General features: G+C 67.2%; 20 protein-coding genes. 7 read left to right on the top strand and 13 right to left on the bottom strand.

What is annotated here, in order from left to right:
• Positions 1-6: 6 nt before the first annotated feature.
• Entirely contained in the window at positions 7-348 is a 342-nt protein-coding gene (locus tag J2W78_RS24450) for a hypothetical protein (RefSeq protein WP_253374277.1), read from the bottom strand.
• A gap of 1,224 nt (positions 349-1,572) precedes the next feature.
• On the opposite strand from J2W78_RS24450, the gene J2W78_RS24440 reads away from it, so the two are divergent.
• Positions 1,573-2,001, top strand: a complete 429-nt coding sequence (locus J2W78_RS24440; protein WP_253374275.1) for a hypothetical protein — start codon at positions 1,573-1,575, stop codon at positions 1,999-2,001.
• A gap of 381 nt (positions 2,002-2,382) precedes the next feature.
• On the opposite strand, the gene J2W78_RS24435 is transcribed toward J2W78_RS24440, so the two are convergent.
• From J2W78_RS24435 to J2W78_RS24390, 10 genes are all read right to left on the bottom strand, one after another.
• A complete protein-coding gene (locus J2W78_RS24435) occupies positions 2,383-2,730 on the bottom strand; it encodes a hypothetical protein (protein ID WP_253374274.1) in 348 nt (115 codons plus the stop codon).
• A complete protein-coding gene (locus J2W78_RS24430) occupies positions 2,730-3,182 on the bottom strand; it encodes a hypothetical protein (RefSeq protein ID WP_253374273.1) in 453 nt (150 codons plus the stop codon). Before J2W78_RS24430 ends, J2W78_RS24435 begins: the two co-directional genes overlap by 1 nt.
• 26 nt (positions 3,183-3,208) lie before the next feature.
• A complete protein-coding gene (locus J2W78_RS24425) occupies positions 3,209-3,388 on the bottom strand; it encodes a hypothetical protein (RefSeq protein WP_253374272.1) in 180 nt (59 codons plus the stop codon).
• 22 nt (positions 3,389-3,410) lie between these two features.
• Positions 3,411-3,683 (bottom strand): hypothetical protein, encoded by a 273-nt coding sequence (locus tag J2W78_RS24420; RefSeq protein WP_253374271.1) that lies wholly within the window; start codon positions 3,681-3,683, stop codon positions 3,411-3,413.
• Between the two features lie 3 nt (positions 3,684-3,686).
• Positions 3,687-4,928 carry a hypothetical protein gene (locus J2W78_RS24415; protein WP_253374270.1) on the bottom strand — a complete coding sequence of 414 codons (1,242 nt, stop codon included), beginning with the start codon at positions 4,926-4,928 and terminating at the stop codon, positions 3,687-3,689.
• A 64-nt stretch (positions 4,929-4,992) separates the two neighbouring features.
• Positions 4,993-5,757, bottom strand: a complete 765-nt coding sequence (locus J2W78_RS24410; protein WP_253374269.1) for a hypothetical protein — start codon at positions 5,755-5,757, stop codon at positions 4,993-4,995.
• 45 nt (positions 5,758-5,802) lie between these two features.
• Entirely contained in the window at positions 5,803-6,339 is a 537-nt protein-coding gene (locus J2W78_RS24405; protein WP_253374268.1) for a hypothetical protein, read from the bottom strand.
• 74 nt (positions 6,340-6,413) lie between these two features.
• Positions 6,414-6,845: a penicillin-binding protein gene (locus tag J2W78_RS24400; protein WP_253374267.1), complete on the bottom strand. Its 432-nt coding sequence runs from the start codon at positions 6,843-6,845 to the stop codon at positions 6,414-6,416.
• The gene (locus J2W78_RS24395) at positions 6,845-7,219 is read right to left on the bottom strand and encodes a hypothetical protein (RefSeq protein ID WP_253374266.1); all 375 of its coding nucleotides are present in this window, start codon (positions 7,217-7,219) and stop codon (positions 6,845-6,847) included. The genes J2W78_RS24400 and J2W78_RS24395 overlap by 1 nt, the downstream gene beginning before the upstream one ends.
• Before the next feature lie 9 nt (positions 7,220-7,228).
• On the bottom strand, positions 7,229-7,540 hold the full coding sequence (locus J2W78_RS24390; RefSeq protein ID WP_253374265.1) for a hypothetical protein: 312 nt from the start codon (positions 7,538-7,540) through the stop codon (positions 7,229-7,231).
• A 16-nt stretch (positions 7,541-7,556) separates the two neighbouring features.
• On the opposite strand from J2W78_RS24390, the gene J2W78_RS24385 reads away from it, so the two are divergent.
• From J2W78_RS24385 to J2W78_RS24360, 6 genes are all read left to right on the top strand, one after another.
• Positions 7,557-7,901: a hypothetical protein gene (locus J2W78_RS24385; protein ID WP_367399933.1), complete on the top strand. Its 345-nt coding sequence runs from the start codon at positions 7,557-7,559 to the stop codon at positions 7,899-7,901.
• Positions 7,902-8,021: 120 nt separating this feature from the next.
• Positions 8,022-8,675 carry an AAA family ATPase gene (locus tag J2W78_RS24380; RefSeq protein ID WP_253374264.1) on the top strand — a complete coding sequence of 218 codons (654 nt, stop codon included), beginning with the start codon at positions 8,022-8,024 and terminating at the stop codon, positions 8,673-8,675.
• Entirely contained in the window at positions 8,672-8,950 is a 279-nt protein-coding gene (locus tag J2W78_RS24375; RefSeq protein WP_253374263.1) for a hypothetical protein, read from the top strand. Before J2W78_RS24380 ends, J2W78_RS24375 begins: the two co-directional genes overlap by 4 nt.
• 339 nt (positions 8,951-9,289) lie before the next feature.
• The gene (locus J2W78_RS24370; RefSeq protein WP_253374262.1) at positions 9,290-9,634 is read left to right on the top strand and encodes a hypothetical protein; all 345 of its coding nucleotides are present in this window, start codon (positions 9,290-9,292) and stop codon (positions 9,632-9,634) included.
• A complete protein-coding gene (locus tag J2W78_RS24365) occupies positions 9,618-9,935 on the top strand; it encodes a hypothetical protein (RefSeq protein ID WP_253374261.1) in 318 nt (105 codons plus the stop codon). Before J2W78_RS24370 ends, J2W78_RS24365 begins: the two co-directional genes overlap by 17 nt.
• Positions 9,936-10,017: 82 nt before the next feature.
• A complete protein-coding gene (locus J2W78_RS24360; RefSeq protein ID WP_367399431.1) occupies positions 10,018-11,019 on the top strand; it encodes a site-specific integrase in 1,002 nt (333 codons plus the stop codon).
• Positions 11,020-11,022: 3 nt separating this feature from the next.
• Here the strand turns inward: J2W78_RS24360 and J2W78_RS24355 are convergent, their stop codons facing one another.
• Both J2W78_RS24355 and J2W78_RS24350 read right to left on the bottom strand, forming a co-directional pair.
• Complete coding sequence (locus J2W78_RS24355) at positions 11,023-11,994, bottom strand: Hint domain-containing protein (protein ID WP_253374260.1); 972 nt, start codon at positions 11,992-11,994, stop codon at positions 11,023-11,025.
• A gap of 104 nt (positions 11,995-12,098) precedes the next feature.
• Positions 12,099-12,398, bottom strand: coding sequence for a hypothetical protein (locus J2W78_RS24350; RefSeq protein ID WP_253374259.1), 300 nt, complete (start codon positions 12,396-12,398; stop codon positions 12,099-12,101).
• Between the last annotated feature and the right edge of the window lie 1,371 nt (positions 12,399-13,769).

Below are 13,769 nucleotides of genomic sequence, written 5' to 3'. Positions count from 1 at the left end.
TCCAGCCTAGCGACGGCCCGGCGGGGGCTCGTGCCAATCAAGCACGTACTGCTTCCGCCGGGTGAAGCCGTACAGGCTGGTTGCCATCATGCCGACGGCGCGAATGAAGCCATAGGACAGGGCCACGGCCACCAGGGCGAGCGCTGCAACGATCGCGAGGCTTGCCGGATCGGTGTGGCTGGCCGCGGTGAAGATCCAGGCGCCAAAGCCCAAGCCCGCGAGCGGCGCGACGACGAGGGCCGCGAGCCTGAACGCTCGATCAAGCCGCCTCGGGAATGGGCGCTCATGGAAAACCGCCCACTCTCCCGGCGGCGGTGTCTTCGCCTCGTCCTGGCGGGTGCGGTCCATACGCTCAAGGTGGCGCACAACCTGACGGCCGACAAGCCGACGGCCCTGCGTCCGATTTGCCGAACGTGCGCTTGCGCCCTTCGCATGGCTGCGGCGGCTCTACCGGCCGGAACGATGCCGCTCGGATCTCCGCGCTTCGGGTCGCCCGCTTCCCTTCGGAAGCCCCTGCGACGGCTCCGCTCGCCTCAGTTCTCCCCGATCTTGAATATCTGTAGGCGTGGGGTTCGCGCTTTTGCACCCTCCCCCCTTTTGCTCATCCGTGAGCGAAAGCCCGCTCCCTGGATTTGGGGACCGGCGGGTGAGCCGCAGCCAAGACAGCCACTCGGCCGAGATGATGCGCACCACGTTGGTGTCGTTGCGCCAACCCGTGAGGCGGCGTTCCTCGACAGTGAGTAGGCCGAGCTTCACGGCCTCGCGGATCGCGTTGCGCACGGTGGTCTCCGACACGCCTGCGATAGCCGCCATTCCGCCGACGGAGAGGCGACAATCCTTCCGACGCGAGGTCTCGGCCGCGACGAGGGAAAGCACGGCCTGCTCCGCGAGGGTGAACCGGGCGGCGATGGCTGGCGGCATTCGCCCAGAGGCGGCCCAGCGGCGGCGGCGTTCTAGGCTTGCGTCAGTCCGTGGCCGCGAACCGCTTCGGCCCGTCCTGAGGCTCCTGGCGCGATCCTGCGAGGCATCCGGGTTGATGGCTCCGCTTGCGGTCCCCGGATTGGGGGGCCGCAAAGCCTGCCGGGCCTCGATCAGGGCGGACAGGGCCTCGGCCTCGGCCTCCGTCACATGGCCGGCGGCGAACGCCTTCCACAGCGCAGCCGCCACGGCCGGCAACGCGGCGCGCGGGGCCGCCTCCGCACTCTGGCGGATCTGGTCACAGAACATCAGTCACGGTCCCTCACGGGCCGCGGTCAGGGTCCAGGCACGACTTCATCGCTCACGGGAATTGGCGTTCCCGTTGACTCCCGTCGGGAGCTATGGCTTGTGGGGGATTGTGTCGTGCCTCCACAGGCCATCTCGATTTCGCGGCCCTCCTGTTTGGCGACAGGGGGGCCGTAGTCGTTTCGGGGTCTAGCTCGCGGCTCTGATCTCCTATCCCGGCTCACGACTCGCGCACGACGAGGCCCGGCCGGACTAGGCATGTCCGCCGGGCGGCGGTCCCGAGTCAACTTGGCATTAACCGGCCGTGAGCCTAAGCGGGGCCGTAGCCCTGGGCTTGCGGTCTCTGCCATGCCGATCCGGCGCGAGCATCGGTTCTTCTATCCGATCGACTGGCCGCAGCTCTCGGCGGTGATCCGGTTCGGCCGCGCCAAGGGCCGGTGCGAGGCGTGCCAGCGTCCGCACGGGTGCACGGTGTTCTGCCTCGGCGACGGGCGGTGGTGGGATGAGGTGGCGGCATCCTGGCGCGACGGTGCCGGCGGCTTCGTCTGCATCGAGGTCGGCGCGGCCGATGTGCTCGGCGAGGTCCGAACGACACGGGTCGTGCTCGCCACCGGCCACCGAAACCACGACACGGCCGACAATAGCCCGGCGAACCTCGCGGCGTGGTGCCAGCGCTGCCACATGCTGCACGACGCGCCGGAGCACCGTCGGCGGCGGTGGCGGACCTTATTCAGGCGGAAGGCGCTCGGCGACCTGTTTCGCGGGCCTTACGGGTAGAGCTACGGCTAGGGGCCGTGAAAGGTCAGACCGTGTTCCTTCTCTACGATCCGGTTGTCGGCGGTTGGGTGCGCGACCCACCATCAGACCTTCCGCTCTTGGCGCAAATCAGCGGCGCGGCGAAGCTCGTAGGTGTAATCGGCTTCGTTGGGCTGATCCTGTACGCAATCGGCGCGCGTCGATCGTAGCCGGCGAGCGCGAGGCAAATAGGCGAGGCCGGCGGTTGCCCCGGATCGCCTGCCAGAGCGATGCACGAGCCGCCGGCCCCTATCCCGCGCCGCGTGCCAGCGCGGGCGGGAACTTGAAATCTCGGTAGCTAGCAATCTTGCTATCACGATAGCTTGCAATCTGGATTGCGATTGAGCTTCCTAGCGCCGAGCGCTACTTCGGCAGCATGGCCGCGGCGCGGTCGGGATGCGCAACGCTGGGCGGTTCGACCGGAGTCGGGCCGCTCAGCAGCGGCCGGGCGAACATCTCGCGCAGCTCGGCGACGTGCTCCGGCGGCTCCGCGTTGAGCAGCGTCGCAATCCGGTCTTGAATGGCAACCCATCGCCGCGCGCTCTTAAGAAGGGCGGCGCTGTCGGCCTCGTCCTCACGAACGGACAGGCGGCCGGCTGTGTTCTCCATCTGCCGGTGGAGGCGCCATGCGCGCGCCAGCAACCACATTAGCGCGACGGTCTGGCGCCACGACAGGCGGCGGGAACGGGCGGGGAGAAGGTCGGTCGGCATTACTGCCCCCTGCCTGGACCGCGGAAACCGGACATGACCAGCCAGCGCGCCCGCTCAATCGCCTCCGCGTCCTCTTCTGGCCCGCCGACTTTGTCCGGCCACGGCACATCGTCCGTTGAGGCGATCAGCGTGCCGTCTCGATAGACCGTTGCTCCTGATGCGTAGTTTCGGCTCTCCGGCCAGATTTCGTAGCTTATCCCTTCATGCGTGAAAGGAACCGGCCGCGCGGCTGCTGCCGCCCCTTGCCATTGCAGGGAAGCGATTATCGCCTTTGCGCCGTCAGTCAGGATCATGCGGGCAGCGTCAGGCGACGCGACAATGCTCTCCGACAATCGCATGACGCATCCAACGCGCCGACCGTTTCGGTGGGCGTGGGCGAGCCATTCGCCGTCGGCGCGCTCAAAGCTCAAGCGATGGGGGATGCCATCTAGCGTGAAAGTCTCGTCTTCCATTGTTCTTTCTTCCGTTAGGCGCGGCATCACAGACCCACCAGCATGAGGCAGACGAGGAGGGCGGTCGAGACGCGCGAGCCTTGCCCCGCATCCTTCCGCGCCTGGACGAACAGGCGGCGGCTGGCCCGGCCGAGCCGGAGGGCGTCACGGGCAAGAGAGCGCATCCCGAAGGCGAGGGCAGCGCGGGCGGTCAAACGGGCTTTCACTGAACGGGTCTCCGGTGGGGGATCAGGCTTCTAGGTCGCGGTCGGAGCCGCGCAGCCAAACGACCTGGCTGTCGTGCCCCTCAGGGGCGGCGAGGGACGGTTCGGCGTCGCCGCCGTCCTGGTCGTCGGTGTTGCCATCGAGGCTATCGAGGAGGGCAATCAGCCGGTCGGCTTGGTCGAGCGCGGCTTGTGCGGCCTGCTCGATCTCGGCTCGGAGTGCGGAGCCTTCCAGCACCGCAGTCGAGGACACGGAAGCCGACGGCTTGCGCGGGCGAAAGGTGATGACGTTCGGCACGGCTCAGGCTCTCCGGGCTTCCGCATACTCGGCGAGCAAGGCGTCGCTGATATCCCCCTCGCTCCTCATTCTGTGAGCAATCACGACCTCAAGCCGCATCCGGTTGTCAGTGCGATCCTCCGGCTTGCGGCGCTCCATCTCCATCACCACAGTGTCGCGCAGGCACCCAAGGCGGTTTATCTCTGCCTCAACGACGAGGCCGGCGGTCGAAAGAACCCGGAAGTTTCCGACCTTGCCGCTGGTGAACGCCGCCTCGTCCTCGTGTGGCGAAAGCAAAGTGTGCGCGGATAGGAAGACATCGTAGAGCCGACACAGGGCACCATACGACACGCCGGAAAGGTCGAGGCCGCGAGCGTAGTCGAACGCTTCTTTCGACAGGTCGCGTTCGGCAGACCCAGAGCTAGCTTTCACGTCCACGTTGCTGACGCCTGCGCTCTGGTGCGCCTGCGGATCGGCCTCAAATGCCAGGGCTGCTTTCAGCGCCTTGTAGGCATCCGGCCAAAATTCGCTGTGAGCATCTGGCGGGCTTCCATCGGCCATGCCGAAGAGCCCCATCTGCCAGCGCAGATATTCGAGCAGAGCGAGGCGCCCGGCGGCAGATGTCGGCACCGTGGACAATGCCGCCTCATGGGCAGCGAATTGCGCACCGTTCAGGTGCTCTTCTTCCGCGAAATCGGCCGCGCTCGGCTTCGTGCCCCCATTGAAGCGCTGCTCCCAAGCATCTCGTACCGCGTGCGCGGCCTTGCTCGCCTCAATTGCCGCAAGGATCGGGTCGGGCGCGATGTCAGTTTTGGGCCCTACACCCGCTAAATGCTCGATGTCACGCAGTAGGCTCGTCCAGGCCGTACCGGGCAACGACTCCTCAAAAGGCACGCGCCGGCCGTCCCATCTCCGCGCCATGTCCTCGGCTTCCTCGCGGAGGAGAGGGAGCTTGGCCCGCATGTCGTGGATGGACTGAGCCGGGAACCGATGGATTTCGAGGCACAAGTGCGTTTCCCGCTCGGCAACGGCATCAATTTCCGGGCCGTCGGGAATGGCGGGATCGTTGAGCTTGCGGCGCGCCTCCAGAAGCTCCGCGACCATCGCCACGAGGCGCGGGTCGGCACCTTCGGCAGCCGGAGCAACGGCGACCGGTCGGCGGCGAAAAACGCGGCCAGCAGTGGCCTTGAGCGCGGCTGCACGCTGCTTGAGGGTCAGGCGGTTCGGATCGCGCTTGAGGGCGGCGCGCAGGTTGAGTGAAGCCATGGGGGCGCTTCCTGATGTTGGATGAGGCGAGCGCGGCGAGTGGCACCCCGCCGCTAGGGCAGGGTCAGAGCGCGGGCGATTGAGCGATCAGCGAGAAGATCAGGGTTTCATCGTCGCTGATGTGGACGCCCTGCGTCTTGTGGTAGTGCAGTGCGAACCGGGCCAGCGCCACACAGCCGGCCGCCGTTGTCGGCATCGTCTTGAACAAAACGTTGTCGAGGTGCTCGAACACCGCATCCAACGCCTCAAGCTTCTCAGGCAGCGGGTCGATGTCAGGATCGGGAATGATGAACAGTTCATCGGAGACCCGCAGCAGCCGCTCGCCCTCGGCGATGACTGCGAAAATCGGATCGGGCTGCGCAGACGGGAGTGCCGAGGCGCCCGCGTTCTTGGTCAGATCAATGACCTCCTCGGCCAAGGCGACCGCGAAGCCATCGAGCGTGATCCCGGTTGCGGCGTCTTTCGCAACTTCGGCCTTCATGCTTTCGCGGTCATAGATCTGCGACAGGCACCGCGCCTTGGCCCATGTGTCGGCGGGGGCGGCGGACGGGAACAGCGCGACGGCAGTGCGGGCCTCCCCAGCCCGCCGAATTATGGGGGAGGGAAATTCCGGCCAATCGCTGCCATCGTTGCAGGCATTCAAGGCGGCCTCTGCCGACAGGCATTCCGCGATCCTGCACATCAGCTCGGGCGAGACGGCGTTGCCATGCTCGGGAGCACGGTTGCCGCGCAGCTTGCCTGTGAGGCGGTCACGGGTGGCGGCGACGCGCTCGCGAATGGTGAGCTTGTCAGGGTGGCGGGCGACGAGGTTGCGGAGCGGGTTGCGCATGGGATCGGCTCTCTCTGGCAAGAGTGATGGCGGGATCGGGGCGGATCAGAGCAGGGAGGCGAGGCCGGTCAGACCGATGCCGCCGCCGATCAGGACGAGGGCGGCAACCACATCGCCGGCACGGGAGAGGAGGCGGGCGAAGCGGACGGGCGTGGAGGCGGCGACCGGTCGAAGGTCGATGACAGGGCCGAGCAGGCGACCGGAGGGCAGGGCGATCGGAAGGCGCTGCACGCGCTCCACGCCGAGGCAGAGCGATAGGTCGGCTTCGCGGGCCTCCGCGATCGTCCAGGCGTTCGGGCCGTCGTCGGTGCCGTAGGCGCCAGCGTTCACCGCTTCCTCGGTGAGCCACCAGCGAAGGTGACGGATTAGGCAGAAGGCGCCGGCCCGCGTCGCGCAGGGCGTGGCAAGGAGATCGTGCAGGGCGTCGAAGGTCTCGGCGTCGGCGTCGATGCTGGCGGCGCCTTCCGGGGCGACCTGAAAGACAGACCACGCCTCGCTGTGGCGGTCGATCGCCGCGAAGATGGGATCGGCGTGGTACGGGACGGTTTCGGCGTCGGTGCGGATGGTCAGGGCGTGCGTCATCGTTCGTGCTCCTGTGAGGGCTCGTGAAAGGGGTTCGCCGTTAGGGTGCTTGAGAGAGTGCGGCGGGCGCCGGATCAGGAAGGCGCGGGCGGTCTCAGGATCGCCGGCAGCGGCGGGGCCGGAGCGGCGCCGGGCCGAGCGAACACCTTGCGGAGCCGACGGCGGGCAGCGCGGACGGCCTCCGGATCATTCGTCAGGCTGACGCGCTCGGCATGGTAGGCGACCAGGGCGGACGCCTCGTCGGCCGTGGTGGGCGTCAGAGCGTGGAGCGCGCGGCGGGCGCTGTAGCGCTCGGCCAGCACACCGAACCGATACGCGCGCCAGTAGGCGGGGCGGGCGCCGTTCGGGCCGAACACGTCGAGGCTGTCGGCGCCGGCCTGCCGGTTGGCAGCGTCGGCAAGGCGAGCCCGGCGGATCGCGGCGAGGAAAGGGCTCGGCGTGGAGCCGATGGCGGGAGCGGCCATCATGGCGAGCATGGAAGCGAGGGCGAGGCGGCGGGTCGGCATCACGCGCTTACCTCGGGCAGGGCGGCCAGGACGTGCCGGAGGTAGAGCCCGCCGCAGCAGTGCGGCTCGTTCAACTCGGCTTGGTCCGCGTAGAACTGGACCAAGGCGCGGAAGCCGTTGGCCGTGGTCGGGCGAGTGTCGCGTAAGGCGTTGAAGGCGTCGTCTGCCGCGTCGCACGCCTCGTCGGCGAGGCGCACCGCCTCCGCGTCATCCTCGTTGAGATTGGACAGCCGGGCTGCGAGAGCGTCGTCGGTGGATTGAGCGAGCGCGATCGCCGCGAAGATCGGGTCGGCCGGTGCGGACCGGACGGAGCCTGCGAGAGCCGGAAGGGTGAGGGCGGCCACGAGGCCGCGGCGGGTCAGAGCGGGGAGCATGGCGCGGCCTCAGTGAGCGTTGCGGGAGCGAGTGGTGCGGGCGGCCTGCCAAGCGGCCTTGAGGCTGACCGACATCGCGTCAGCCCAGGTCGAGCCGTAGGAAGCCTGATGAGCCTTCGCGGCGGCAGCAGCGGCGGTCATGATGCCGGCGCGGTCGAAGCTGCCGTCAGCCTTCACGAGCGCGACCTTGCCGATGCGGGCGGCGAACTCGACACGGGCGCGGGCGCCGAGGAAGCCGGCCGGGGCCTGGATGCGGTCGGCGCGCATGTCGCGCTTGGCGTTCGACCAGGAGAAGGACGCGGCGCGGCTGCGGTGGGACATCGGGGGGAAATCCAAGGTGCGCCGGTTGTCAGCGCCGATGAACTTGTTATATTACCCACTGCTTGTTGCTGTCAACAGGCAACTAGGTAAAAACAACACCGGAGTTGTTATGTTGACGACGGGGAACCAGCTTCGGGCCGCGCGCGGGCTTGTGGCGATGGATCAGATGAAGCTGGCGCAGCTCGCCAACGTGAGCGCCAACACAGTTCGGGCGATGGAGGGCAAAGGCGCTTCCACGTTGACAAGTGGTCTCGACACGATCCGCGCGGTTCAGGCGGCGCTTGAGGCGGCTGGGGTCGAATTTCTGAACCATGGACGCCCCGGCGTTCGGCTTCGCGATCCTGCTCCCTCGCAATCCTGATAGCAGGCTATCGCGCGGTCTCGACCGCTTGACCGCTCGCAGTCTCGCTCCCGAGTTGACAGTCTCGCTTGCGGGCTGGATGGCTCGCCCGCTTCCGATCGCGCTCCCGAGGGATCAGCCGTGAAGGTCATTGCCATAGCCGCCAGAAAGGGCGGGGTCGGAAAGACGACGCTTGCCATGCACCTGAGTGTGCTTGCCTCCGAACCGGACAAGCCGGCCCTGCTGCTCGACACAGACCCGCAGCGCTCGCTTGCGTGGTGGCACCGCTTGCGCGAAGCCGATGTGCCGAACCTCATTGAAGCTGACGCACGCGAGCTGCCAGAGTTGATAGACGCGGCGCGGCGCGAGGGGATTGCGCGGGTCATCATCGACACGCCGCCTCACGCGGAAGACAGCATTCTCGGCGCCATGCGGTGCGCCGATGTCGTGCTCGTCCCCACCCGGCCGGGGCCGCTGGATCTTGCCGCGGTGGCGGCAACCCTCGATCTCGCCGAGCGGGTCGGCAAGGCGCCGCTCGCCGTCATCAACCATTCGCCCCCGCGGACAGGCGTGGCCGAACCGGCGATCGTCACGGAAGCGCGAGCCGCCCTTGCGAGCATGGGTGCCGAGGTTGCCGAAACCGCTGTCGCCAACCGGGTGAGCATGTCGCACGCGATCCTGTCCGGCCTGACGGTCGGCGAGCACGAGCCGAGCGGGAAGGCTGCGGCTGAAGTCGGCGCGCTGTGGCGAGAGGTCCAGGCGCGGTTGAGTGCGACCGGGAAGGGAACACGATGACCAAGGCGCCCCGCCCCTCGCTAAACAGCCTGAGCGACCGCTTCGCCAGAAGGCCGGCTACGCCCTCGCCCATCGCCCCGGAGCCTGAGGCGTCCAGCACAGAGCCCGCACCGGCCCCGTCCAAGGCGAAGAAAGACAACCGCGTGCAGATCCTGACGCGCATCGACGCGCCGACGCGGAAGCGCCTCCGGCTGATCGCGCTCGAGCAGGATCGGACGGTGCAAGAGATCTGCGAGGAAGCGATACGAGACTTCGTGGCCCGCCATAGCAAGTAGGCGAGGGATCGGGCTGGCGTGCACGCTCGCAGGCTTGTTGGCTCGCTATCACTGCCGGGCCGTCGTGCCAGCCTTGAGCGAGTTTAGCGGCAAGCGGCTATAACTCGGCGCGCGGGCGGCCAGACCCTTTCACTCAGCATTGAGTAAAAGCCCCGGCCGTTGGTTCACCGGTTCGGGGGAACCATGCGTGGCGCAATCTCGCTCCCTTGCTATCAGGCAATCAAGACCGCTCGGGATCTTGCTGCGGAGGCATCTGCGCTGTAACTTGCGATAACCGTTCTTCTCGAAAGTTTCGAGCGGGCAGGGTCACAAGCGCCGTGAGGAAGTGAAGCCAAGGCTATGACGGCTATTCCGCTGATCGACGGCACAGACGGGGCGCGGTTGCTGGTGAAGCCGCCGACCGGCTCGCCCTGTAACGGCTGCGGCTACTGCTGCGCCGCGGAGCCGTGCGGGATCGCGCGTGAGTTCATCGGCGCCGGATTGGAGGGGCCCTGCCCGGCGCTCGAGCACGAGGGCGGGCGGTTCGTCTGCGGGATGATCGTTCGGCCGCTGGTCTACCTCGGCCGGGCTGCGGGCCTCGACGGGGCGGCAGATGCCGGGCCAGGGGAGGCGGATGCGATGATCGGCAGCCAGATCGCGGAAGCGCTCGGCGCGGGGAGGGGATGCGATGCCGAAGGTCCGTGAAGCCATGCCCCCGGTGTTCCTGCCCGAGCTGCCGCTAGAGTGGAGCGACGTCGCCTTGCAGGCCGCGCGCAATCTCGGCCTCGATGCGTCGCCCGCCTACCTGTCCCCCGAACACTGGCAACGGGTGCTCGCCAACGTCGAGACGCGGATGCGCCTGCGCGGGTTCGATGCGCCGGCCGGCTGGCGTGAAACGCTCGCGGAGCGGTTCGGACGCGATCGACAGGGGCGTGATACCGACGGCGACTTTCCGGCATGGCAGCCCGGCGGACCCGGCGACGATGAGGGCGGGTTCGATGGCTAGGAAAACTGACGCGGGGAGGAGTGGCCAACTTGGCCACTCATCAAATGTTAGCCTCGGCGCATCAAGTGGCAAAGCCTGCCATTTGAACGATGCAGACGCCAAGTTGGCGTTCGCACCTGAGGTTTTCCCCCGGTCGGGTGAGAACCTGCCCGCCGAAGCCGCCGCGATCGTCAGGGCCTATCAGCGGGCCAGCAAAGCCGATGCGACCGTGAAGGCGTACAAGAGCGATGCTGCCGTGTTCCAGGCGTGGTGCGCTCGCTACGGCTTCCGGTCCCTGCCGGCGAGTGCGGAGGCGGTGGCGGCCTTCCTCGTTGCAGAGGCAGAGGCGGGGCGCTCGGCCGCGACGATCGGCCGGCGCCGAGCTGCGATCCGGTACGCGCACAAGCTGGCGGGCCTGCCCGATCCCACCGACGACGAAGGCGTGAGGACCGCGGCCCAAGGCATCCGCCGGCGCGTCGGTGTGGCCCCGAAGCGGAAAGCTGCGGCAACCGCCGAGATCGTAGCGGCAATGCTGATGCGGATACCGGACACGCTGACCGGCAAGCGGGATCGGGCGTTGCTGGCGCTCGGCTTCGCGGGTGCGTTCCGGCGCTCCGAACTGGTCGCGCTCGACGTGGCGGACCTGACCGAACATGCCGACGGCCTGCGGGTGCGCGTGCGCCGCTCAAAGACCGATCAGGAAGGGCAGGGGGTCGAGAAGGCCATTCCGCATGGGCGGTTCATTCGGCCGGTCGCTCTGGTGCGGGAATGGCTCGATGCGGCCGGGATCTCCGAAGGGCCTGTCTTTCGGCCGGTGTCGCGATCGGGGCGGGTGCGGGCTGTCGCCAACTTGGCGACTCCTCCCCGCCTGACCACGCAGGCCGTTGCCGACGTCATCAAGCGCCACCTTGAAGCGGCCGGGCTCGATCCGACGCTGTTCGGGGCGCACTCGCTGCGGGCCGGCTTCATCACCACGGCAGCCGAGCGCGGGGCGGATCTCGCGCGCATCATGGACGTGTCGGGCCATCGCGATCCGCGCACCGTCGTCGGCTACATCAGGCGGGCGAACGCCTTTAAGGATCACGCGGGCGGCGGGTTCCTGTAGGAGCTACAGCACAAGCTCTCCGGCGGGCCATGCGCTGTGGCGCTCCAGGCTGGCCGCGAACACGGCGCTAAGCCGTCGGCGTTCTGCATCGACCGCGGGGCCGTCGATCGCCACGGGGCGGCACCGCGCGCCCCATCCTGGCGGCACAAAGTCGGGGTTGTGCAAGGCGTGGTCGGACGCCTCGGCAAAGAACGCCCGATCCCCACCGTCGATGTAGCTCTCGGCCGGCAGGCCCTCGGCAAGGATCACGTCGTGCGCGTCCAACTCAACGTGCCAGTACGTGACCGGGGCGGAGATGGTGCGGGCAATGCTGGTGCCGTTCTCAAGGCACATGATCGGCACGAGGCACCCGCCCTCGTTGTCGGCATCGGCTCCCACCAGCACGGGATGGCCGGGGGAAAGGTAGAGATCGCGAAGGGGCAAGCCGCCGCCGAACGCTCCCGCTGAGATCCTGACGGGCTGGGCCTCAACGGTGCGGTGCCCGATCCAGACGATAGGCCGACGGCCTCCTGATGCGGTCACGGCCACATCGCCCGGCGCCAGATCCTCGACCGCAACCGCTCCGCGTGTGGTCTCGATTAGCGTTCCAGAGACGAAGCAGACAGGATTTGGGTCGGCTATCGCGGTGAGTTCGACAGGGTTCGTCACGCCCGGAGCGGCGCTGCTACTGATGACGTTTTGACCGAAGAAACTATTGCTCGGGTTGCGCACGTTGTAATCGACGCCGCCGGCTGAAAACGATACGCCTCCGTCAAACAGGTAGCCGCGCTCTCGTTGAACGCCTACGTTTACACGTTCGCCGAAGCCCGCGAGTAGATTGTTGGCGCCGGCATAAGTCGTTGGCCCTGTGACGGGGTTGCCGTTGATCGTGCCGGTTATGTTGGTGATTTGTCGGGGATAAACGGTCGTATCTACGGTGAAGGTGACGGCCCCCTGGTAGGGATCAACGAAGTTCAGACCGGCATAATAGGCCATCGCGTGCACTCCGTTCCCCTCGCGCGAATGCAGCATGAAGCGCGACGGGGAGTCGATGACGGGAAAGCCACACCGGTAGGCGCAAGCTCGTTCAGGTAGTGGGTTCAGCGAGCGCGCAATAGGTCGCCCTTCAGTAGGCCGCGGAGGTAGATCCGGCCGCGCCGTTCCACGTCGGGCGCTAGCGGCCCGGCTGCGTAGATCGCCTCTTCCTCGGTCGTGCAGGCGGTAAAGGCGTTCTCGACCGCGAGTGCGCCGTCGGGCATCTGCTGGCGCTGCACAGCGAAGGACTGACGCACGCACGCGCCCCATGCGTGCTTGAGCCGGTCATAGTCAGGCCGGGTCTGCGCCTGGGCGGCTGGTGCGAGCATCAGGACAGCAAGGGTGAGGCAGGCGGGGCGGATCACGGCGCAGCTCCGGTTTGATTAACAACCAAGTTTTTCAAAGGTGCGGATTTCAAGCACGCTCTGCGAACGGGTCTATTTTAGACGGAAACAGATCGCCGCTCGGGCCGCTTGGTAGATATCGGATCGGAATGAGTTTAGACCGATATCATACACTTAGAGGCTGATATGGGGCAGGGTCTAGGGGATCGCCAGAGGCTGGCGTTGCGCGCGCTGCGGGTTCTGGAAATCGACCACGGGGCAGGGGCGTGGCACTCGCCTGCTGCTGTCCTGGCCGTGCTCGACAGGCTGGCGCCTCCGGAGCCGCACCCGGCCTTAGCTCACATTGAGCGCGCTGATCGGCTCCAACTCGAAGACGCGCGAGCTATGGTTGCCCGTGGCGTGCTGTCGTTCCGCGCGACCGTCTACGCGATAGAGGCCCGCATCGGCGAGCGGAAGCGCCGGGCGTTCTATGAGCGGCAGAGGGAGGCAGCCGAGCGGGCGCCGAACACCGTCCGCAGGAAGGCGCGAGCAGGGGAGGGTCTGAACCCCTCGCGGGTGTTTGCATCGCTTGAAGCGCGCGGGTTGGTGGAGCGCCGGAAGCATCGTGGACCGGGATCGGCGGTGCGGCTGTGGGCGCCTGTCAGATGACGAAAAATGACGAAATCCCATCGGGCGTGTCGGTAGAGCAAATCAGAGCTTTTCAGAGTGCCGAACCGCTGCGCGATGTGCGCAAATGTGAACATCTCTCGTAGCTCGCTGAGACCGGAAGAGCGGCGCTGATGCGGGCAATTGACAGGAAATGACAGGGCGGATGGACGCCCGGCGATGACAACAAATCACAGCATTTCACAGCGGGTCGGCACCCGTATTTACGGGCTCGATACGGGCCGGGCCGGCATTTCGCCACCAGTACGCGCGCCCGCGCGCGAGGGCCGCGCTTGAACGGAAATGAATGGGTTCGGGCTGGCCGTGCCCCTGCTATCAGGGCCGAAACAATGGTTTAGGGAGCAGTACGCGCGCGCACGCGCGAGGCGGTTCGTCCCTGATAATACAGGGCGGAAACAGGGGAATTGGGCCGGCGCCTGGCGTGCCGCATGAGGAGTTTCGCACCCAATACGCGCACGCGCGCGAGGGAACACGTCGCCCGCGCTGATAGTACAGCGGGAAACAGCGGTGGCCGTGGTTTTGTCGGGCCCTGAAGGGGTTTTCGGAGCAGTACGCGCCCGCGCGCGAGGCGGCTAGGCCAGACCACAAATGACAACATCGTCTGACGACAAATGACGACATCGGATGGTCGCATTTGGTAGCGGCCGCGGGCCACAAATGGCCACATCGGATGATGACATTTGATAACGTTGCACCCGCTGATAACAGCACCGAAACAGCGGCGGC

Source organism: Methylorubrum extorquens (genome assembly GCF_024169925.1).
Taxonomy (GTDB): Bacteria; Pseudomonadota; Alphaproteobacteria; order Rhizobiales; family Beijerinckiaceae; genus Methylobacterium; species Methylobacterium extorquens_A.
Note: the sequence above shows the minus strand (reverse complement) of the source record. Positions and strands in the feature narration are given on the sequence as shown.